Annotated in this window: 20 protein-coding genes; 8 read left to right on the top strand and 12 right to left on the bottom strand. The window is 43.9% G+C overall.

Features of this window, described 5'->3' with window-relative positions; all coding sequences use genetic code 11:
• Positions 1-25: 25 nt before the first annotated feature.
• On the top strand, positions 26-1222 hold the full coding sequence (locus tag CXF86_RS00885) for an MFS transporter (RefSeq protein ID WP_101093155.1): 1197 nt from the start codon (positions 26-28) through the stop codon (positions 1220-1222).
• An 88-nt stretch (positions 1223-1310) separates the two neighbouring features.
• On the opposite strand, the gene glnD is transcribed toward CXF86_RS00885, so the two are convergent.
• The 3 genes from glnD to CXF86_RS00870 form a co-directional block, all read right to left on the bottom strand.
• Positions 1311-3914, bottom strand: a complete 2604-nt coding sequence (glnD, locus tag CXF86_RS00880) for a [protein-PII] uridylyltransferase (RefSeq protein ID WP_102038113.1) — start codon at positions 3912-3914, stop codon at positions 1311-1313.
• Positions 3915-4273: 359 nt separating this feature from the next.
• Positions 4274-4792 carry a hypothetical protein gene (locus CXF86_RS00875; RefSeq protein WP_101093159.1) on the bottom strand — a complete coding sequence of 173 codons (519 nt, stop codon included), beginning with the start codon at positions 4790-4792 and terminating at the stop codon, positions 4274-4276.
• 504 nt (positions 4793-5296) lie between these two features.
• Entirely contained in the window at positions 5297-5878 is a 582-nt protein-coding gene (locus CXF86_RS00870) for a TetR/AcrR family transcriptional regulator (RefSeq protein WP_102038112.1), read from the bottom strand.
• 140 nt (positions 5879-6018) lie between these two features.
• Between CXF86_RS00870 and CXF86_RS00865 the strand changes: the two genes are divergently transcribed.
• Positions 6019-7071: an alkene reductase gene (locus CXF86_RS00865; protein WP_102038197.1), complete on the top strand. Its 1053-nt coding sequence runs from the start codon at positions 6019-6021 to the stop codon at positions 7069-7071.
• 214 nt (positions 7072-7285) lie between these two features.
• Here the strand turns inward: CXF86_RS00865 and CXF86_RS00860 are convergent, their stop codons facing one another.
• The 5 genes from CXF86_RS00860 to CXF86_RS00840 all read right to left on the bottom strand — a co-directional run bounded on the left by CXF86_RS00860 (position 7286) and on the right by CXF86_RS00840 (position 13088).
• Entirely contained in the window at positions 7286-8632 is a 1347-nt protein-coding gene (locus tag CXF86_RS00860; RefSeq protein WP_232775149.1) for an aspartate aminotransferase family protein, read from the bottom strand.
• Positions 8633-8799: 167 nt separating this feature from the next.
• Positions 8800-9762, bottom strand: coding sequence for a pyrimidine-specific ribonucleoside hydrolase RihA (gene rihA, locus CXF86_RS00855; protein WP_102038111.1), 963 nt, complete (start codon positions 9760-9762; stop codon positions 8800-8802).
• A gap of 313 nt (positions 9763-10075) precedes the next feature.
• Complete coding sequence (locus tag CXF86_RS00850) at positions 10076-11278, bottom strand: ammonium transporter (RefSeq protein ID WP_101093167.1); 1203 nt, start codon at positions 11276-11278, stop codon at positions 10076-10078.
• A gap of 466 nt (positions 11279-11744) precedes the next feature.
• Positions 11745-12644, bottom strand: coding sequence for a pyridoxamine 5'-phosphate oxidase family protein (locus CXF86_RS00845; RefSeq protein ID WP_102038110.1), 900 nt, complete (start codon positions 12642-12644; stop codon positions 11745-11747).
• 9 nt (positions 12645-12653) lie between these two features.
• Positions 12654-13088, bottom strand: a complete 435-nt coding sequence (locus CXF86_RS00840; protein ID WP_101093171.1) for a VOC family protein — start codon at positions 13086-13088, stop codon at positions 12654-12656.
• A 131-nt stretch (positions 13089-13219) separates the two neighbouring features.
• Here CXF86_RS00840 and CXF86_RS00835 point away from each other — a divergent pair, with 131 nt between their 5' ends.
• Positions 13220-13753 carry a TetR/AcrR family transcriptional regulator gene (locus tag CXF86_RS00835; protein WP_102038109.1) on the top strand — a complete coding sequence of 178 codons (534 nt, stop codon included), beginning with the start codon at positions 13220-13222 and terminating at the stop codon, positions 13751-13753.
• Positions 13754-13870: 117 nt separating this feature from the next.
• On the opposite strand, the gene CXF86_RS00830 is transcribed toward CXF86_RS00835, so the two are convergent.
• Positions 13871-14956 (bottom strand): DUF3083 family protein, encoded by a 1086-nt coding sequence (locus tag CXF86_RS00830; protein WP_102038108.1) that lies wholly within the window; start codon positions 14954-14956, stop codon positions 13871-13873.
• A gap of 353 nt (positions 14957-15309) precedes the next feature.
• Between CXF86_RS00830 and CXF86_RS00825 the strand changes: the two genes are divergently transcribed.
• The 5 genes from CXF86_RS00825 (at position 15310) to CXF86_RS00805 (ending at position 18095) form a co-directional block, all read left to right on the top strand.
• A complete protein-coding gene (locus CXF86_RS00825; RefSeq protein ID WP_101093177.1) occupies positions 15310-15927 on the top strand; it encodes a cytochrome c oxidase subunit 3 family protein in 618 nt (205 codons plus the stop codon).
• Between the two features lie 3 nt (positions 15928-15930).
• Positions 15931-16188, top strand: coding sequence for a cytochrome C oxidase subunit IV family protein (locus CXF86_RS00820; protein WP_232775150.1), 258 nt, complete (start codon positions 15931-15933; stop codon positions 16186-16188).
• A 133-nt stretch (positions 16189-16321) separates the two neighbouring features.
• Positions 16322-17131: a CbbQ/NirQ/NorQ/GpvN family protein gene (locus tag CXF86_RS00815; RefSeq protein ID WP_101093181.1), complete on the top strand. Its 810-nt coding sequence runs from the start codon at positions 16322-16324 to the stop codon at positions 17129-17131.
• A 12-nt stretch (positions 17132-17143) separates the two neighbouring features.
• On the top strand, positions 17144-17776 hold the full coding sequence (locus CXF86_RS00810; protein WP_257985235.1) for a cytochrome c oxidase subunit 3 family protein: 633 nt from the start codon (positions 17144-17146) through the stop codon (positions 17774-17776).
• Between the two features lie 31 nt (positions 17777-17807).
• Positions 17808-18095: a cytochrome C oxidase subunit IV family protein gene (locus CXF86_RS00805; protein WP_102038107.1), complete on the top strand. Its 288-nt coding sequence runs from the start codon at positions 17808-17810 to the stop codon at positions 18093-18095.
• Between the two features lie 111 nt (positions 18096-18206).
• Here CXF86_RS00805 and CXF86_RS00800 read toward each other — a convergent pair whose 3' ends face one another.
• The 3 genes from CXF86_RS00800 to CXF86_RS00790 are packed head-to-tail and all read right to left on the bottom strand — an operon-like array spanning position 18207 to position 20691.
• The gene (locus tag CXF86_RS00800; protein ID WP_102038106.1) at positions 18207-18575 is read right to left on the bottom strand and encodes a hypothetical protein; all 369 of its coding nucleotides are present in this window, start codon (positions 18573-18575) and stop codon (positions 18207-18209) included.
• Positions 18576-18602: 27 nt separating this feature from the next.
• The gene (locus tag CXF86_RS00795; protein ID WP_101093187.1) at positions 18603-18824 is read right to left on the bottom strand and encodes a DnrP protein; all 222 of its coding nucleotides are present in this window, start codon (positions 18822-18824) and stop codon (positions 18603-18605) included.
• A gap of 25 nt (positions 18825-18849) precedes the next feature.
• Entirely contained in the window at positions 18850-20691 is a 1842-nt protein-coding gene (locus CXF86_RS00790) for a nitric oxide reductase activation protein NorD (RefSeq protein ID WP_102038105.1), read from the bottom strand.
• Positions 20692-20693 lie beyond the last annotated feature (2 nt).

Here is a 20693-nt window from a genome sequence, read left to right as displayed (position 1 = left end):
ATAAAGTAAACCAAGGTCATTAATCATGAATAAAGAAAAAATGCCGTTACAAGTATGGATCCTCACACTTGCAGCCTTCGCTATTGGCACTGCAGAATTTGTTATCGCGGGGATCCTTCCTCAAGTTGCAACATCACTATCAATCACAGAAGGTCAGGCAGGATATTTAATTAGTGCATACGCATTAGCGATTGTTATCGGTGGCCCAATCTTAACGATTTATCTAGCCCGTTTTAATAAGAAAAAAGTACTCATTGGCTTGATGGCATTGTTCATCATCGGCAATATAATGTCAGCGCTAGCACCCACTTATAATTTACTCCTTCTTAGTCGAGTAATTGCCGGCTTGGTACAAGGGCCCTTTTATGGAATAGGTGCAGTTGTTGCGACAGGCTTAGTATCAGAGAAAATGGCCGGTCGCGCAGTAGGTCAAATGTTCGCGGGTCTGACACTTGCTAATGTACTAGGTGTTCCTGCTGGCACGTGGATCAGCCTAAAATTTGGCTGGCACAACACCTTCTTTATTGTTGCTGCGTTTGGCGCCATCGCCATGATTTCAATCCTAATGTCTATCAAGTCAACGGGTCACGGTGAAGCAAAAAATATAAAAAGTCAGCTACAAGCATTCAAAAATCCAATGCTCATAATGAGCTTAGCCATCACAGCGTTAGCTTGGTCAGGTTTCATGGCCCTCTATGGATACATCGCACCTATAGCAACGCACATTGCAGGTTATAGCCCAGAGGCAGTCACTTGGATCCTCGTTATTGTTGGTCTAGGTCTCATTATTGGCAACATACTTGGTGGTCGCTCTTCAGACAAGAATCTTAGAAAAGCGTCAATGTTCTGGGCAATCGCGATGATTGTTTCCCTTATCATTGTTGGTCTGGTTATTGATAACCAAATTCTGTTTGTTATTGCCCTATTTGTATTCGGTATAGCCTCATTTGCCAATGTACCGGCTATGCAGCTTCGCGTCATGAATCACGGTGGTGAAGGCCAAGAACTTGCGGCAACAGCCAATATATCAGCATTTAACTTAGCCAATGCATTTGGTGGATTCCTTGGTGGGATGGTACTTGATAGTCACATGGGAGCAGGCATGATCCCTTACGCGGCCATTATTGTGCCCATCATAGGGTTATTCTTTATCGCTAAAGCTAATAAACGTGAGAGTACACAAGATAAGTTGGTTGCCAATTTAGCCAGTGTTAATCGCTAATATCGACTTGCAGTAAAGCACTTACGGAGTTTAATTAACAGCTCCCTGCCTATTCGATGAATAAGCAGGGAGCTGAAATCATAATGAATTAAGCAGGAGTTTGTTCGTTAATCATATCGACAAAGAAGGATTTAAGCGCTTGTTTGTTTTCATCGTCTAATGATTGCCCCTCTTTATCAGAGACCAAAAATACATTATCAACTTGCTCACCCACGGTGGTTATTTTTGCGGAGTGAATATTGAGTTCGAATAACCTGAAACCGTTACAGAAGTGACTCATAAATTGTGGATTGTCGAGCGCGGTAACACTGATCAGCGTTCTATCCTTTTTACGAGAGTGCAAAAATTCTACTTTAGCTTCGCTGACAAATGAGTCAATGTTGCTATTAAGGCGCTTTTTAGGCAGCTTTCTGTTTTCAAACAGCACTTGTTTAAGCCTTTGCTTGATACGATCACGTCGCCCAGCGGTTCTTATTGGATGTTGATCGTAATCGAGTATTTTTAAAGACTCCACCACATAACCATCTTTAGTCCTAGAAATATTAGCTTGCTGAACCGAGATCTGTAGTGAGGCTAAGGTATTAAATAGTGTCACAAATAAGCCCGGCTTATCTTTCATATAAACGAATAGATCGCTGCTACCTTTAGTGCTGCTTTCATCGAGCAAAATAAGTGAATGCTCTGCAGGGTGTTGTGTCATGGCTTTAGAATAGCGAGCAATTTCACTGGGTTGAGCATTACTGAAAAAGGATAACGGTAAGCGTTTCCAAAGCTGTTTAATCACATCAGGATGTTCACTCAAGCCTATCAATTCTAGCGCTTCATTTTTGTGTTCACGGACGATAGTTCGCTGCTCTAAAACATTTTCTAAGCCATTACGCAGTGCATAACTAATCGACAAATATAGATCTCGCAGTAACGTTGCCTTCCAGTTAGTCCACAGATCATCGTTGGTCGCCTTAATGTCGGCAACCGTTAAACAATAGAGAGCGTCGAGTCTGGCTTTAGTGCCAATCGCTTTGGCAAGGTTCTTAACTTCCGACGGGTCATATATATCTAACCGTTGAGAGGATAACGATAACAATAGATGATTTTTAACTAACCAAGCTATCACCTTAGCTTGTGAAGGTTTTAGCTCATGAAACTTAGCAAATTGCAGCGCGTCGACAGCCCCTAATTCACTGTGATCACCGCCACGTCCCTTGCCTAGATCATGGAATAAGGCCGCTAATAGCAATACTTCTTTATTCTCTATCGCTTTGTAAACAGCGCTAGGCTGGGCAAGCGAGGGGATTTCAGCTTTGCCGCCGAGTGAATATAAGTTTTTGAGTAACTTATGAGTATGCTCATCAACGGGATAAACATGGTAGAGGTCGAATTGCATCTGACCGACAATTTCACGCCACTGCGGAAGATACGACGCTAAAATGCCATGTCTATGCATTAATGTCAGCGCAAGCCCCATGCCTTGAGGGTGACGAAATAGCGCGAGGAACTCTTTACGGCAGCGATCAAAATCTTGCAGGTCGCCCAGTAGTCGTCGCCTAACCTGGCGTATTAGTCGAATCGTTTGCGGCGAAATACCATCAATATCGTTAGCGTTTTCTGCAATATGGATAAACAGAGCAATAAGCTGCTTACGGTCAACAAAGACATCATCATGGCGAGCATTTATCTGTCGACCATTTATTTCAAAGTGTTGATTTAACACTATCGACTTCTTGTCTGTTTGTACCAGTATTTCATCTTTAAAATACTGCAATAACATTTGATTTAGTTCGCTAATCCGCCTCATGGCACGGTATAGCTGACGCATCATTTTTTCGATGGCAAGGTGACTGTTGTCGCCAAAGCCCATCAGCCTAGCAACATCACTTTGCAAAGAGATAAGTAGTCGGTTTTCAGAACGTTGTGCTGCAGCGTGTAATGCCCAACGTGTACGCCAGATAAAATGTTGTGACTCTAATAATTCTGCATGTTCGTCGGCGGTAAAGAAACCGAATCGCCTTAAGGCCGCCATATCTTCTGCTGCAAAATACTTGCGGGTTACCCAGATAAGCGTTTGGATATCGCGCATTCCACCGGGACTATTTTTTAGGTTAGGCTCGAGGCTAAAAGCACTGCCTTGTGCCTTTTTATGGCGTTCATCTTGCTCACTAAATTTGGCTTTAAAGAAAGCTTCACTGCTCCAGAGATCATCACCATAGAGTCTCTCTAACACCTGTTTAGCGTGAGACTCTGGTCCTGTTAAATGGCGAATTTCAAACAGTGACGTTGCAATGGTGATGTCTTCACACGCTTTATCTATTTCATTCAGAGCTAGAACACTATGGCCAAGCTCTAGACCAATATCCCATAGTTGGGTAAAAAACTGCCCTATTTGTGTCTCTTGATAGGGACTCAGCTCTTGCGAAAATAATACGCAAATATCAATGTCGGAGTGTAGGTGTAACGTTTGACGGCCATAGCCGCCGACCGCATTAAGAGATAGGTTTTCGGTCGCAAGACCGGCGCATTCCCAGAGGTGGAGCAGCAAGGAATCAAAAAAATCAGCGCGTAACTTTACGATTTCGTCGATAGCAACGTGAGTAAAGTGCTTATTAAAGTAGTTGTCGGCATCTTGGATTACTTTTTTATAATCAGTAATGCCCATTTTTGAACTGAATTGAGGTGATATATCAGAGTCTGACATGTTTCTCCTGTGGCCGTTTGCATTAAGCCCTATAGACCTTATTTTTACGGATTAAACCGCGATGCAATTCCCTTTAAATGAAAAAACAGGTTAGATGATCTAACTAAGAATTACAAATCGACAACAACTTTAACGATTAAGTATTCGCTTATAAATAAACCATGCAGGCAAAGAGGGCTCTGTCTCTAATGACCCAAACGGGCTAAATACAAAAGTGAGTTTGATAGCCAGCTGCTTGGTGATTATGGTGGGGATATTGGATTTTATCTGGCGTAGTCATAAGTGTTTCGAGCGGGAGGTTAACATCAAAAAAGGACGATAGTCATCGTCCCTTACATATATTAGCACCAAGGTTAGTATTATTTAACGCTATAACCCTTACCTTCTAAACAAGCTGAACGGGCGCGATTAAACTCTTCCGTTCCTTGAGTATTACTGCTTTGCACTTCGGCTTGCGCTTGTTGTTGTGTTGCCGCCTGTTGATCAGCTTCATTAGCATTTTGTCGACGGCTTTGTCGTCTTGCTGCAACAGCCCCTACAGCGGCACCATTGGCTGCAGCATCACTTCTATCATCATCACCTATCTCTGCAACAACAGCACCGGTAGCGGCGCCTGAGATTGCTCCACGCATCCCTGAACCGCGTTCAGCACCTTGCTCTTGAGTAGGAGCTGCTGCAACGGGTGCCGCTTGCGGTTGACTTGGATTGTAACCTGACTCTGTTGCCGCCCATGCATCACAACTGGCTTCATCGGCTGTTTGTTGTTCAGCGGTTTGTCCTTTCTCAGGAAACACATACTGCTCGGCCTGAGCGGCACCTAATGAACTTACACATAGTAAGGTTATTGCAAATAGGGTACTTTTATTGACTGATATCATATCGTCTCCAATAGCAGGCTGATTTATGTAAAAGTTGATTTTTAATCAACATTTATTCTAATGTTCTATTCAATCATCAATCCATTAAAGTGTTGTTAGAAGTGATTATTCGCCGTGAATAAAACTTACTGCCATCATTTACCGACAAACCCAATAACCCCACGCCACTTTTCTATTCCTTACTATAGTCTTGATTTAAATAACGGTACAAATACATGCTTGCTAATAAACAGTGACTCAAAGAATTGGCAGTCATAAAAAATACTAAGCCAGCCAGTTTTATGAGCGAAAAAGATCCAGAATGAGGACTTCAAAAAGCACGCTTTTGTATCGATATTTGACTAGGCTACAAGGTAAGTTTATTAGAGTCGATAATTAGGCATAGTGCGTCTCGATGAAACACGCAAATGCGATTGTAGGCTTGGGTTTAGAATTTGAGGCTGAGTAAAAGGTGGAGATGTCTGAGTTTAAAGGGCTTCGCTTTAGCCCTTTAAATCAGCAGCGCTAAGCAGTGATATCGAAAAAGAGTTGGTCGGCAAGTTCTTGCAGTGTTTCACCCTTAGGATGCGTGTGGGCAAAGGTTCTTAAACCATAAATTCCCATGACTAAAAAGCGCGCCAAATGTTGGCTATCACGTTTAGCGCTGAGCTCACCTTTAGATTGAGCTAACGCCAACACATCGGCGATCCCCTGTTGCCAGTTGGCTAGGTTCTCGGTAATGATTGTTTGCACTTCTTCATCTTGTTGCGCCATTTCATTAAGCGCTTTAGTCAACAAACAAGCCTTAGCGGCTTCGCAACTGATGCACTCCTGCACTATGTTATCCAGATACGCTTTTAGCTCGACTAATACCGGTTTATTCCCAGAGAAAAACCGCAGAAACTCGGCACTTCTATCGGTTTTATATTGCTCTAAAGCCGCTAATAGAAGACCGCGTTTATTATCGAACGCACAGTAGATAGAGCCTGGGTGTAGACCTGTGGCTTTAGTGAGATCTTGCATACTCGTCTTACCGTAACCTTTGTCCATAAAAGCAGTCATGGCAGATCTCAGTACTTTTTCTCTATCAAATTCGGCATTACGCATACGAGATTGGCTCCAGGCTTCGACTCATTCATCGACTATAAACTGATTGTACTGAATTTTGAATGTTTGTTCAAAATAATACTTGAATGATTATTCAAATAAGAATATCTTGAATGTTCATTCAAGATACCGAGGTCGTTATGACGGATAACCTATTTCAATCTTTTGCGCTCAACGAGACTATCACCCTACAAAATCGCATCCTGATGGCGCCATTGACTCGTTGTATGGCAGATGATGAATTAGTGCCAACTCAAGCCATGGCAGACTATTATGCTCGCCGCGCCGAAGCGGGTTTGATCATCTCTGAAGCGGTAATTATCCGTCCCGATGGTCAAGGCTATCCCAATACACCCGGCTTATTTACCCCAGCTCAGATCGATGGTTGGCGAGTAGTGACCGATGCAGTACATAACGCTGGTGGCAAAATATTTGCGCAGTTATGGCATACAGGTCGAGTGGCTCACCCACACTTTTTTGAAAAATCAGGCTCGACTCAGGTAGTTGCGCCCTCTGCCGTTGGCCTAGAGGGAAGTGTTCCCAGAAAGCGTGATTTAACCTATCAAGTCCCTAAGGCTGTTAGCCATGACGAAATAGTGCAGTTAGTCGCTGATTACTCTCAGGCTGCGGCAAACGCGATAGATGCAGGTTTTGATGGTGTCGAGATCCACGGCGCTAACGGCTATCTTATCGACCAGTTTTTACATCACGCCAGTAATCATCGCACCGATGAATATGGTCAAACAGCCGTAAACATGGCCCGTTTTCCGTTAGCAGTAATCGATGCTATCAGTGAGCGTATTGGCAGTGATAGAACCGCACTGAGAGTGTCACCTGGCGCTTATTTCAATATGGCCGGCGACAACAAAGACCGCGCCGTATTTGACTACTTATTAGCTCAGCTTGAGCTGCGTGATTTGGCTTTTCTACATATCGGTATTTTTGACGACAGCATGCAGTTTGATTATCTCGATGGCAGTGCATCAAGTTACGTACGCAGTGTTTACAGTAAAACACTCGTGGGCGTAGGCAGTTACAGCGCCGAAACGGGCAGCACCGCCATCGCCGAAAATAAATTTGATCTGTTAGCGATCGGCAGGCCGTTTATCGCTAACCCTGACTATGTCGCCCGCGTTCGTGAAGGCAAGGAACTCGTGACATATTCAGATGAGATGCTAGCCAGCCTAGTGTAAACAGCTTAATGCGCAGAGCTTAATTTGGAGAGATAAGAGTAAAGAGTTTACTGCGAAAGATTTAGTGTGAAACGTTTATAAAAATCATCAATCCTGTGTCTCCGTATTAGTATTTTGAGACAGAAGAGGTTAACCCTAGGGCTAACCTCTTTTTTTTATATCAAAAACCTTAAGCCATTAGCTATTAGCTATTAGCCTAGATTTAGGGGCTGCTTTATTTGCGGTCAGCGATAGCTTTTGCCATAGCTGCATCGGCAATCTCTTCCAGCTTTAGCAGATCGATATCTTTATGGGATTCACAGATAAACCACGGCTCGCGAGAATCAGGTTCTAACATGATGCCGCTCTTAATCAAGTTATGGGCAAACTCGGTATACAAGTCGCTGTCTGTTTTCTTCCAGTCACGATAGTTATGCGGCACTTCGCTGCCAAAGTGAATACCAAACATCGCATCAGGACCAGCAAATTTATGCTCGATTCCGTGTTTAGTAAATACCCGCGATAACACCTGTTGAATGTCTGCACCGGCTTTATTGATGCTGTCATAGGCATCGGTTTCGTTCAAAATCGTTAATGTCGCTTTTGCGGCACTAAGTGCAATCATGTTGGCGGTATACGTGCCACCGTGGGTGACGCCATTCTTACCGAAACTGATCACATCCATGACATCTTTACGACCACCAAAGGCGGCGACCGGATAACCATTGCCCATGGCTTTGGCATAAGTGGTTAAATCGGCATGGATACCGTAGAGCTCTTGTGCGCCGCCTTTAGCGACACGGAAACCTGTTTTAACCTCATCCATAATCAACAAGGTGCCATTAGCATCACAAATATCACGCAACTTTTGCATGTACTCTTGTGAAGAGGCAATGCTGCCGCAGTTACCTAAAATAGGCTCAATCACGATAGCAGCGATATCATCACCAACACGTGCAAAGACTTCATCAATGGCGGCGAAGTCATTCAGAGGCACTGTTTCTAAATGCTCTCGACTCGCTTCAGGAATACCGCCACCAAATGAGGTGATCTTTGGTGCCTCTTCAGTGGTGTTGTCCCAATTATCAACATCAGACTTCCACATCATCTCGTCGTATAGGCCGTGAAAACCGCCCTCAACCACTACAATTTTGTTACGATTAGTAAAACCACGAGCGGTACGTACCGCGCCAATCACCGCTTCGGTACCCGAATTGGCAAAGCGCATCTTTTCAATATTCGGACACATCTGCTTAATAAGTTCGATGACTTGGGAATCAAGATCGGTTGAAAAGCCAGAAATAGTGCCACGTTCAGTGATCGCTGCGACCACTTCTTGATCGACTCTAGAATCGCGATAACCCAAGATGATAGGCCCATAAGCGAGACGAAAATCGATAAACTGCTGATCGTCGGCATCGGTAATGGTGCAACCCAGGCTGCTTTTAACGAATACGGTATTTTCTTCACCCCAGTAGCGGTAGCTATCTGCTACACCTAAAGGCATGTTTTTGTGGGCTTGTTTTAGCAGCGCATTGGTAGCGGGTTTATTGGCATTGCTCATCTTGTCAGTCTTCATCATAAATGTCTGGCACGTATGATACAGGGCAAGATAAGAATTGACTATATTACGGATAAATATCTAAAGGAGCGCATGCAATATTGCGCCCCCTTTTCGATTACCATTCTTTGTGCAGACCCGCCCTCTTACAGTATGGCTGGCGTCTGGCTCTCGTATTAGCGCTTATATTAGCTTTCGTTATTGTAAGCAGTTAAGCATTCAACAATCAGATCAACAAAGCCTGCTCTATCAATATCGCACAGCACCTGAGTATTGTGCGGACGTTCAGTCAGTTGATATCGGTCAACCACCGTCATGCCTTGGGTGTATTCGCCCTTAGTTTCAATCCCGACCCAGCAATCATAAGAGGTAAATAACTCAGGCTTAAGCAACCAAGCGATGGTACAAGGATCATGCAATGGTGCACCTTCAAAGCCCCACTTAGGGTCTCTGTGGTAAATCATGAAGAAATCGAGCAACTCTGCTACGCACTTGGCGACATGATTGGGAATTTTTCTAATGCGCTCAATATCTTCATCCATGATTTGCGCTTGGTGGGTAACGTCTAATCCGCACATGGTGATGGGAATGCCCGCCTTAAACACCATATCAGCGGCTTCTGGATCAACAAAAATATTAAATTCAGCCGCAGGAGTCCAGTTACCGGCAGCTGCCGCCCCGCCCATCAAGACGATACGTTCAACTTTGCTATGCAGCTCTGGGTAAGTTGATAGGAACAGCGCAATATTAGTCAGCGGCCCAGAGGGGACCAAGGTGACGGGCTCGTTGCTAGCACGGACTTTTTCCGCTATCAATTCTATCGCAGACTTATTTAGCGGCATAAAGCTGGGTTCAGGCAGTTCAGGACCATCGAGACCGCTCTCACCATGAACATTATCAGCAATAATAAGCTCGCGGGATAATGGCTTGATAGCCCCACCAGCAACAGGAATATCACTGCGACCGAGCAAGGTCAGGATCCGCAGAGCATTGTTCAAGGTTTTATCTGGCGTTTGATTACCGGCGCTGGTGGTCACTGCCAAAGGCTGCAGTTTACTGCTGCTTAACGCAAGAATAAGTGAGATGGCATCGTCATGCCCGGGATCGCAATCGAGAATAATAGGCTTTGGGGAATGAGCTATATGGGGCATCGTTAGACTCCGCTAATCGGCGTGTTATAAAAAATAGATAAGCAACATCCTAGTGAGTTGTTATAGAAAAAACTGTGACCTGTTGTCGGGTTTTAGGGGCCAAGTGACCCATCGTGTTCGCTTTAAACATCCGTTTTCCCGTCTAATTGGCCCGCCATTTTAATCCCTCTATACAAGGTGGTTAAGCAATTTGATGATCCGCAAAGATCGAGTCAGCCCCCATTTAGCGACTAATGGCTGGCCAGTTCATTGCTGTCCCTTAGCGTTAAATCCATAACCTGATAGCTAAACGCATTGCTGGCTAAGGTTGATTTTACTTATCAAAGCTAGTCGAACCGATTTTATGAATGGCTAAATCGGCGCCGATATATTCATCTTCCTGGCTTAAACGTAAGCTTGATATCTTATTGATGATGCCATAAATAATCACGCCGCCAATTAAGGCAAAAGCAATACCGGTCACTGTGCCCACTAACTGCGACATAAAGCTAACACCACCGAGACCGCCAAAACTTTGTTGACCAAATATACCTGCAGCAATACCGCCCCAAACACCGCATAAACCGTGTAATGGCCACACGCCTAATACATCATCAATTTTAGTGCTACGCTGCAATTTAGTGAACACCATGACAAACAAGCCACCGGCAACACCACCCACAACAAATGCACCGATAGGGTGCATTAAGTCTGAACCTGCACACACAGCGACTAAGCCTGCTAATGGGCCGTTATGAATAAATCCAGGGTCATTCTTGCCGACGATAAGCGCAATAATAGTTCCGCCCACCATCGCCATTAAGCTGTTGAGTGCCACCAGTCCGCTAACACCATCAAGGGTTTGCGCTGACATCACGTTAAAGCCAAACCAGCCGACGATTAATATCCATGAACCTAATGCTAGAAAAGGAATACTTGAAGGTGCAAAGGCAACGCCCGGTTTGCGGCCGCCGCGAACACCTAAAAAGTAAATCGCCACCAGTGCTAACCAGCCACCCATCGCATGGACAACAACGGAACCGGCAAAGTCGTGGAATTCAGCCCCGAAAGTGCTCGCTAACCAAGATTGGTAGCCAAAATTACCATTCCAAATCATACCTTCAAACAACGGGTACACGAACGCGACGATAAGCGCTGAAGCAAATAAGAAAGGACGAAAGCTACCACGTTCAGCAATACCACCTGACACAATGGCAGGAATGGCCGCGGCGAAGGTTAGCAGGAAGAAAAACTTCACTAAATCATAGCCATTATTAGCCGCTAAGGTATCAGCACTCACAAAGAAATGGCTACCGTAAGCGATTTGATAACCAATCACAAAGTAGGCTACGGCTGAAAAAGAGAAATCAGTTAATATTTTCACTAAGGCGTTAACTTGGTTTTTATGTCGAACCGTGCCAACCTCTAAAAAAGCAAAACCGGCGTGCATGGCTAGCACCATGATTGCACCAAGTAGGATAAATAGCGTATCTGCGCCCTGCGCTATCACCCCAATAGCATCACTAATATTGTCCATTGCTGCTCTCCAAAGCTATTCTCTTTTTAATTTCATAGACTTAAGAGAGCAAAAACTATTCCCACTTTACAAAACCGTGACATCAATTAATTTCATTATTGGTGCAACAGGGTAAAAGTAGCGTACTAACAGACAGTTCCGTGAACCATTAAGGTGCAAGATGTGCGCTTTATTAGCGTGTAAGGGGCGTTTTATTAGCAGCCAAAAATAGAACTTTGTCTCAATTTGGTGCAATAACGAATCAAGACAGTGCAATAAACAACCATTAATCATCTCAGGTTAAATTCGTTTATCGCTCATTTAGGCCTAGCGTCAGCTGCAAAAGTCATCAAGATTGGCCGAGTAATCTACGCCATCCTATTTTAGAGCCGGAGATGCGATTTAAACCGATAAATCTCCCCCCAGAGCCAACGATTAAAACCGCAATGGTATATGACCGATAACTCCCAACGCCATAGCGCAAATCTTACGATGGAATAGCTTCAATATAAGCTAAGCCATTCGCGATTTGTTCAACTTTAATTGGCGTAAAACAAAGCGTTCGTTCCGCCGGTGAAGTCTCATCATGCCAAATAATCTCACTGGTTACTGTTATCTGTAGTACACCGCCTTGTTGCCAATCGCAAAATAATAGACTGGCAGTGGGGTTCTCAAGCAAATTACCTAACGTGTTAAAAAAGCCATTACCCACATAATCAGGTACCAGTAATTGTCCCGCCGCATTAATCGATACAAAGCCTGCAGAGCCGCCACGGTGAGAGATATCGGCGCCGCGGTTATTGAGCCGTTCGCCATCGTTAAAGCTGCTGGCAATAAAGAAGGTGTCTGCCCCCGTAATGAGCTGTCGATCTGTTTCACTAAGCTGGGCACGGGTGTCAACGGCAAACTCACCATAATGGCGGTTGGCCGCGAATTTTTTTGGTTGAATGTATTTCGGGCAATTGCCGAAACTTTGTAGCACCTCAACTCGAATATATTTTTGAGTGACATCAGTAATGATACCGTTGATACGATTACGTCGTTTAGTATCAAACTGGATCCCAAGTAACCCAATACGGTCACCCACACTCAAGTTATCACCGATAACATCGCCTAGAGACTGCTGAGTGTTGATCACTAGCTCGACTTCAGAGGGCGATTGGATAAAACCTGGCGAACCAAATAGCACACTGGCACAAATGTCTGATTGATGATCGCTATAGCCGATAAAAATCATCGACTGAGATTGGTAAAAATCTCGATGCTGTTGCGGCATAAATTGCCGAATAAATTTAGGTCCCACAGCAGCCATACGTTTATCCGTTCCTGCCCGCTGCTGCACAGCGATCTCACCTTTATGCCAACTTGGCGCCAGTTCGTTATCCATATTAGCTCCTTAAGCACTGATTAATTCAAGTCTAATACCACCGGGGATCAGGCACATCATGTGTTTAAAAGGTAGTTGCCCTAATGGCTCTGGCGCAAACTCAATCTCCACATCATCAAGAACTGCTAGCTGCAGATGCAAGCGTTCTAGCTCCTCGATATTAGCGACCTTAAGGGCAAAGTGATGCAGACCAACATTGTTTTTACGATCAAAGGTCGTCATATTTTCGACCGAGCTAATCTGCCACAGCGTCAACATAACAGTACCGTCAGAAATAAAAATGGAAGGATAGTCAGCATTTCCGCCTATTTGAGTAAAGCCCAACTGCTCAATAAAAAAGGCTGCTGTTTGCTTGATATCTGGCACGCTGAGACCGAGGTGATGGATCCCTAACGTACTAATGGACTCTGCTTTGGTGGCTGTATCTGTTGTTGTGCTGCACATAGTAAATTACCTTTTTTTGTATTGTTGGAATAAAGGGTGAACAAGTCTGTACACCACTATAGGTGAACAGACTTGTTTACGTCAAGTTGAAAGTTGCTATAATGTCAAAACAGCAGCCAAGGTAATCAACAATGCAACCAAGAAAACAACACTTAATCGACACCGCATTAGCGCTATTTAATGAGCACGGATATCACGCTACTGGCATTGATTTAATTTTGGCGCAATCAGGGGTGTCAAAAGCGACCTTGTATAAACATTTTCGCAGCAAAGATGAGTTGATTTTGACCGTGTTGCAACAGCGCCATGAGCAGGTATTAGCCATGCTTAACAGTAAGGTTGAACAAGCAACAATCGCAGGTAAGTCTGGCGTATTAGCCATATTTGATGCGCTACATGAATGGTTTAATAGCGACACATTCTTTGGCTGTAATTTTATTAATGCCAGTGCTGAATATGCTAAAGCGGATAATTTAATACACCTGTTTTCCGCCAAGCATAAGCAGAGAATAGTCGACTTAATCGCCGCGAATTTGCCAGAAGATAAAGCGGAAACGGCGATTCAAATAGGTTTACTAACAGAAGGGGCTATTGTGATGGCGCATACTAGCGGTAATAAGAACGCCGCGATGATAGCCAAAAGCATAGCGGTAAAACTCATTTAGCTTAAATAGCCAATGAATTAACTTTCTAGCGCCCAGTAAAAAGCGAACCTATCAGTTCGCTCTTTAAACAACAATCTTGGGTGGCTATGTTATTCAAGCCACTCTGACAAAGGCTTATTAGCTGATTAACTGTTCAGGACATTGATAACTAATGTGTTGATGGAACCGTACTATGAGTTCTTGACGTGATTTATCTAACGCCAATTCAGCCGCAAAGTTCTTTAGCGCTTCTTCAACCCGATTCAAATAACGGCCAAGCCCACCATCTTTAGAGTCTTTCACTCCTGCCGCAATAGTAAAGCTAACCATTTCAACTAAGTAGTCACCCTGCCAATGACGAATAAATTGTTGCTCTTCAACATTGGGGTCAAAGCCGAGCATTTGTACTTCGTCGGTACCATCAACTTGATCGTATTTACTGTTGCGTACTAGTGGTGTTAGTCCATTAGCCACCATCGCAATTCGATTGAGCTGTTTGGCTGATGTTGCTTGGATAAAGGCATCTTCTAGCTTTTGATACAGTGGTGTAAAGTCATTTGCATCTGCTGGCAACATAGCTTGTTTAAGCATACGGCTTAAAGGTAGTTTTACCGTGACATAGCATAATGAACCGTGATCGGCAGGCAGCGGACAGTGTCTGGCTTTATATCTGTCGCTAATTGAGCGCAGTTTATATCCATAACTCTCTTTACTGCCCTTAGCTTTGGCGAACAGATCATAAGATAAATGTTGATGATCGCGGACTTTAATGGTGAGATCTTTTTCTGGCAATTGAGGCATCAATTTTGCGATAAAAGACTGCACCTTTAGATGAAGGTTAGCCGAATTACTGCGAATATCTTCACCCGTCGCTAAAAATACAATCCTGATTTTACGTGCGCGATAGTCGTCCTGACTATGCAGACTTTGTGCTTCATGATACTCAGGATTATAGAAAAATATGATCTGCTCTGCGGTTGGAAAGCAATACGCTTCGGTGTGAAAACGCACCACGGGTAACTTATCATTAGTGATCACATGAATGTTATATAACTCTTCTTGCTCAGCAAGATTAAAAATGGCGCGACTAAGCGTCTTATAACACGTTTTGTAATCGGGGTAATGGGCCAACAAAGCATCCGTTACTTTGATTTCTGCAGTGATGTATTGATTGCTTCGAACATCCTTGGGTATGTACACTTTTTGCTGATGGCTAAGGGACATATATACTCCTTTGATAAGTTAACCATGTTTAGCTTGGCGCCAATGGTAGCGATAAACGCTGACGATAACCCTGCGGTAAGACACGCTTTTACCTGCTGGCAACATAATACCCGTCGAATATGATTTATTTCTTAAAATCAAAATGTAAATGCTCAATGTAGGGATAAAAGTAATCATCATGGCTAGCCATGTCGTTTTTATAACCTCGATTTATATCCATGTTATTCGACTCACTCGCCGCACATTAGCAAGCCTGTGTATCAACAGAACCGCCCAGTCTGTTTTGCATTATTCAACTAAACTAAGGTAAACAAATAAGAATTGGTCAAAAGGGCTTTTGATGATCAGTACCGATGAATAGTGAGCCCCCAAAAGCGCCTTTGGGTATTTTTCCAAGTTCATGGAGTGAACAACGGGCGGGTCGAATTCCGGGCCATATTCCGATATGGGTGGGGATCCTGTCTGAATTAACCGAATTTGGCATTTTCTTTGTCGCCTATTTTATTGCCAAATACAACTACCCAGAAGCCTTTTCCCAAGGTCCCCAAAGTGTAAGTACCCTCGCTGGGGTGACTAACACATTGATACTACTTTCCAGTAGTTACTTTATCGCAAAAGCCATGATCAATATTAGGCTAGACAATCGAGCCAAGTGTGAAGTCTATCTGTGGCTCACTCTGGCTTGTGGTTGTTTGTACCTATTGGTGAAGACGGGCGAATTCTATTGGAATCATCAACAGGGCTTTCGCACCAGTAGCAGTCAGTTTTTTACCGTCTATTACTATATGACTTTTAATCATTTTCTCCATGTAGGTTGGGCTGCATGCGCAGTGTTGTGGGTTATTTTTCGTTTGCGTCGAGGGGCCTACTCAGCGAAACAGCATTCAGGTCTAGAAGCATTAGCCATGTACTGGCACATGATTGATTTGATGTGGATCCTTATTTTTCCACTCTTGTATGTTCTAAGGTAGGCCATGATGAAATCTTTTGGAAAAATGGAGTATTGCTGGTGGACCCTGATTGGAATAACGCTATTCAATACGTTTTTGGGTGAACAATTCAGTTCTTCAGCGTTGGTTAGCATCTTGGTGGCATTGACCGTGATGTGTAAGGGGTTAATGATCATCGATCATTTCATGGAGTTACGCCATGCCCATCGCTACTTGCGATTAATGATGCGTGTTTACCTTATTTTTTTCCCATCCTTGATTGTCGTAACGACCTTTTTATGAGCCACCTATCTTATGGAATAATTATAAACTCGCTTTCTAAGGAACCAGCCGAGCTGTTTTTCTGCTAAACATTTGATAAATGCTATATTTAAATAGATTTATTTTTGAGTAGTATCGAATGTTAGGGACCAATATGACCTTTTCAACTACCACAGCTATTGCTATTAAAGACCCGATATTCTATCAGCAGCAAGACAAGGAAATACAGCTCTTCGAGTACGCGTATTCTCATCAACTGCCATTGCTCATTAAAGGGCCAACTGGCTGTGGTAAAACACGTTTTGTCGCTCATATGGCGGAGAAACTTGGCAGACCTTTATACACAGTGGCATGTCATGATGATTTAACCGCCGCTGATTTAGTTGGACGCCATTTGATTGGTCCAAATGGGACTTATTGGCAGGACGGACCGCTAACGAGGGCGGTAAGAGAAGGCGGTATTTGTTATCTCGATGAAATCGTCGAGGCGCGTAAAGATACCACTGTGGTACTGCATCCCCTGGCTGATGATCGTCGCATATTACCCATCGAACGCACCGGAGAAGAACTCGCTGCAGCGCCAGGCTTTATGCTGGTGGTGTCTTATAATCCTGGTTACCAAAATATTCTAAAAGGAATGAAAGCGAGTACTCGGCAACGCTTTGTCGCATTGCGTCTTGGCTATCCCGATCCTTTGCTTGAGAGCCAAATATTGATGACAGAATGTCAAATAGAGCAAGACTTAGCGGTTAAGCTGATTGAATTGGCAGGCTCACTGCGCAGACTGGACTGTGACTTAGATGAGGTGGCTTCTACCCGCTTGTTAATTTATGCGGCGCGAATGATATCCAGTGGTATGTCGCCGTTAGCCGCATGTCGCAGCTGCCTAGCGGAGCCCTTATCTGATGATATCAGTACTGTCGAAGCGCTCATGGATGTCGCGCGCCTGTACTTCGACTGTTAATGCCCTCTAGCGATGAAAAATCATAACATGGTCAATACTGGATCCAATCAGGTACCGACTGCTGATGTCACGAGTGTGGTATCAAGCCCACGGCCATATTTGCCAGGTGATTTAGCCATGTGGTTTTTTATTTTGGCGGAACTGACAGTATTCGCTATTTTTATTATTGGATTTGCAGTCACACGGCAGTTGTATCCAGATATGTTTCAACAGGGACAAACCTACCTGCATCCCGTCGCAGGGGGGATTAACACCGTTGCATTAATCTCCAGCAGTTGCTTGGTCGCCTTAAGCTTAAATGCGGTAAAGCATTCTCGCCAAAATTATGCTGCTGCGCTATTGGGCGGGGCGTTACTCACAGCGAGTGTCTATTTAGCGGTGAAATCATGGGAATATAACGAGTTAATCCAACAAGGATTTGGTTTGTCGACCAATACCTATTTTACCTTGTATTTTTTTATCACAGCGTTTCATTTCATGCATGTCATTCTCGGGATGATCATCTTAGGGTCCATGGCATTCAAAACCACAAAAGGAGCCTATCAGGGCAAGAGCCTTTCCGGTTTTGAGTCAGGTGCATGCTACTGGCATATGGTCGACCTCGTGTGGATCATTATTTTCCCACTGCTGTACGTCATTAACTAATGATCACTAGGCTAATGCGAGGCTGCAAAATATGACCCATCATCAAGGCCTCATTCTCCGAGTTTATCTCTATCTGATTATCCTGACATCCGCTTCTGCTTATATGGGCAGTGTCGCGCTGGACTCAAGTCATTCCTGGTTGCAGGGTATGGAAGAGGTTATTTTAGCCAGCATCATGCTGTTCACATTGATAAAGGGACTACTGATCGTTGATGTCTATATGGAATTGAAACAGGCGCCGCCATTGTGGCGCAACTTACTGCGGGCCTATGTCATCTTACTGCCGATAACGATTGGCTTGATATACCTCTTATTTTAAGTGCCCTACTGTCTATGCCTCATTAAGCATCTGATTAAGAAGCAGATTTAGTAACTGATTTAATCCGCTAGGCATTAGCCTCTATATCTATTTTAGGCGTGATATCAATAACTACACTTGCTTGTAGCCCATTTTATGACCCGCCCACGCTCGCACTAACATCCATACAGAAATCAGAATAAATACCGCGTGCACTGAGATAAAATAAGTAATGACAAATACCCAAGTCATCCCAGAATTTAAACCCCCAAATAATATTATCAGTGCACTCACGAGTATTAATGCCGTTGCGGCGGCTAAATTCAACTTAATGGCAAAATTGAGGTGATAAGTGGCAAAGGAATTGGCCGCAAAATTATTGATTTTGCTGAGCAACACGATAAACGATAGCAGCGGCAAAAAGGTGAGATTGAGTAGCGACCACAAGGCGATTGCAGACGCTTGTTTTATTTCTTTTTGATCGTATTTATTTATTTTCATGTTTACATACCTGTCTGCTGACATCCGTTATCTGGGTAAATAAATGATCATCAGTAAGCAAAATAACGCAATGAATACAAAGGCCCATAAAAACACTCTAGTTTTGTAAAAACGGCTACTAGGGTGAGCTTTTGGTAAAGCCATGCCGCAGTGGCAACAGACCGGCACGGGGTCGGTCAAATAACTCGTCGTTTCGCTATCAAGTGTATTTTCAGTCTGACAATACAAACAGGGTACTTTTTCAATCATTTAGGCCTCCTTTGCTCAATAAAATCTAGTAAGAAGATTGAGTCAGTTGATGATACAGCTGCGGTAACTTTGTCGGTAACTGGCTCGGATCAAAGATAACGCTGAAGCCATTATGACCAAAAATGTAAGGCAGATATTGATCAGCCTTTTGATCTATAGTGATACAAAATGGAATGAGCCCAAGGCGGCGGGCAGCAATAATCGCTTGCTTGGTATCTTCAATGCCATATCGACCTTCGTAATTGTCGATATCATTCGGCTTGCCATCAGTCAAAATAAGCAGCAATTTTCGGTGGTGTGTTTGTTCCGCCAAAATATTGCTCGCTTGGCGGATTGCTGCCCCCATGCGGGTATAAAATCCTGGCCGCAAACTCAGAATGCGGCCACGTATATGATCATTGTAGGATTCGGAAAAGTTCTTTAACAGTGTAAACCGAACGTGATGCCGCTTTACCGATGAGAAACCATACAGTGCAAATGGATCGCCCACAGCAGCCAAAGCTTCACTGAATAACAGCATACTGTCCTTAATCACATCAATAACCCTAAGCTCATTATTGATGTAGGCATCTGTCGACATCGAAAGATCTGAGAGTAACAAGCAGCTGATGTCACGCTGGCAGCGCTGAAAGCTACGGTAGAGTCCGGTGTCTTGCGCCATTGAGGTCTGACTTTCAATATGAAAATCCAACCAGGCGGTTAAATCAATTTCATCTCCGCTCGGCTGAGATTTCTGCCAATTTTTAATACTTTGCAGTTGCTGGAATTGTTGGCGTATTTTTTTGGCGGCCGAGTGTAATGATGACGGCAATGCCAGTGGCTTGCTATCGCGGGGTAACATAGGTTGCAATAGACAGCGATCGGCAACCAGTAGGTTAGATTTATAATTCCACTCTGGCAGTGTAATGCCTTTCCCTAAGGGTAAGTCATCCTCAATGGCTGCCGGTAAATCGAGATCTATTTTAAGCTTGGCAGTTTTTTGCTTTGAGCCCTTTGCCACTGTAATAATATCAAGGTCTTCTGCCACTCTTTGGGCATCATCATCTTCGGTATCGTCCTCGGCCCGATTCACTCGTGAAAACTCGCTCCATGAGAATAAGTTTTCTAAGCGAAAAACCATCAGACTATCTTTGGTGTCATCTTCCTCAATTCGTTCTGATTTTTTTCTAGCCTTTACGCTTTGCTGCTTCTTTGCCGCTGATGAACCTTGCTCTTCTTCGCAATCAATATCTGCTGCGCTAAAGGGGTTCGCTTTGACGTTCTCATTAGGATATAACCAGATATAAATGGCTTGAGGTGCGTAGTGGGCAACCGGAAATTCAATAATAGATTCAGGATGTGTTATTGCTTGGATCACTGCCCGTTCGAGCGGTTGTAAGGATTTAGGCAATGCTTCAATAGGGACTCGTTGCTTGAGTATTGCAGCCACCAGCCGTTGGTAGCGTGGCCTTATAGCGGGGTATTTACAGAGTACTTTTGCTACGACTGTTTGATTGTCTCTGGCCCAGTGAGTGAACTGTTCGGGGTAATGCGGGGCAAGAGCTGCAAGCCAAAGGTAGAGTTCTTTATTCAGTTCTGGCGTATCAAAAATAGCGATGGATTGCGGCAAGCGCAGGCTGGTTTCATCTTGCCAAGCAAGGCTGACTTGTTGCTTGGCTCCTGAAATTTTATCGATAAACTTTCTATGGGCGTAATAATCACGCGGTATAGCGGCTTCGACGCGTTTTGTCGGTGAGCCTCCGAGTGCACGAAAAATCACCCCAACCGATTTCTTGATATCATCAAATTGAACTCGGGCATGATCAAATTCAGTGTTGCTCTTTTGCACAATGAATTTATGCCAAATACTCCCAACCCATTCTTCCATAT

The organism is Shewanella sp. GutCb (assembly GCF_002836135.1).
Lineage (GTDB): Bacteria > Pseudomonadota > Gammaproteobacteria > Enterobacterales > Shewanellaceae > Shewanella.
This window is presented reverse-complemented; position numbering and strand designations above follow the sequence as displayed.

Excerpts from the sequence above, each read along its gene's own strand:
- CXF86_RS00885 (WP_101093155.1), top strand. The coding sequence starts at position 26 with ATGAATAAAGAAAAAATGCCGTTACAAGTATGGATCCTCACACTTGCA.
- glnD (WP_102038113.1), bottom strand. The coding sequence starts at position 3,914 with ATGTCAGACTCTGATATATCACCTCAATTCAGTTCAAAAATGGGCATT.
- CXF86_RS00875 (WP_101093159.1), bottom strand. The coding sequence starts at position 4,792 with ATGATATCAGTCAATAAAAGTACCCTATTTGCAATAACCTTACTATGT.
- CXF86_RS00870 (WP_102038112.1), bottom strand. The coding sequence starts at position 5,878 with ATGCGTAATGCCGAATTTGATAGAGAAAAAGTACTGAGATCTGCCATG.
- CXF86_RS00865 (WP_102038197.1), top strand. The coding sequence starts at position 6,019 with ATGACGGATAACCTATTTCAATCTTTTGCGCTCAACGAGACTATCACC.
- CXF86_RS00860 (WP_232775149.1), bottom strand. The coding sequence starts at position 8,632 with ATGATGAAGACTGACAAGATGAGCAATGCCAATAAACCCGCTACCAAT.
- rihA (WP_102038111.1), bottom strand. The coding sequence starts at position 9,762 with ATGCCCCATATAGCTCATTCCCCAAAGCCTATTATTCTCGATTGCGAT.
- CXF86_RS00850 (WP_101093167.1), bottom strand. The coding sequence starts at position 11,278 with ATGGACAATATTAGTGATGCTATTGGGGTGATAGCGCAGGGCGCAGAT.
- CXF86_RS00845 (WP_102038110.1), bottom strand. The coding sequence starts at position 12,644 with ATGGATAACGAACTGGCGCCAAGTTGGCATAAAGGTGAGATCGCTGTG.
- CXF86_RS00840 (WP_101093171.1), bottom strand. The coding sequence starts at position 13,088 with ATGTGCAGCACAACAACAGATACAGCCACCAAAGCAGAGTCCATTAGT.
- CXF86_RS00835 (WP_102038109.1), top strand. The coding sequence starts at position 13,220 with ATGCAACCAAGAAAACAACACTTAATCGACACCGCATTAGCGCTATTT.
- CXF86_RS00830 (WP_102038108.1), bottom strand. The coding sequence starts at position 14,956 with ATGTCCCTTAGCCATCAGCAAAAAGTGTACATACCCAAGGATGTTCGA.
- CXF86_RS00825 (WP_101093177.1), top strand. The coding sequence starts at position 15,310 with ATGAATAGTGAGCCCCCAAAAGCGCCTTTGGGTATTTTTCCAAGTTCA.
- CXF86_RS00820 (WP_232775150.1), top strand. The coding sequence starts at position 15,931 with ATGATGAAATCTTTTGGAAAAATGGAGTATTGCTGGTGGACCCTGATT.
- CXF86_RS00815 (WP_101093181.1), top strand. The coding sequence starts at position 16,322 with ATGACCTTTTCAACTACCACAGCTATTGCTATTAAAGACCCGATATTC.
- CXF86_RS00810 (WP_257985235.1), top strand. The coding sequence starts at position 17,144 with ATGAAAAATCATAACATGGTCAATACTGGATCCAATCAGGTACCGACT.
- CXF86_RS00805 (WP_102038107.1), top strand. The coding sequence starts at position 17,808 with ATGACCCATCATCAAGGCCTCATTCTCCGAGTTTATCTCTATCTGATT.
- CXF86_RS00800 (WP_102038106.1), bottom strand. The coding sequence starts at position 18,575 with ATGAAAATAAATAAATACGATCAAAAAGAAATAAAACAAGCGTCTGCA.
- CXF86_RS00795 (WP_101093187.1), bottom strand. The coding sequence starts at position 18,824 with ATGATTGAAAAAGTACCCTGTTTGTATTGTCAGACTGAAAATACACTT.
- CXF86_RS00790 (WP_102038105.1), bottom strand. The coding sequence starts at position 20,691 with ATGGAAGAATGGGTTGGGAGTATTTGGCATAAATTCATTGTGCAAAAG.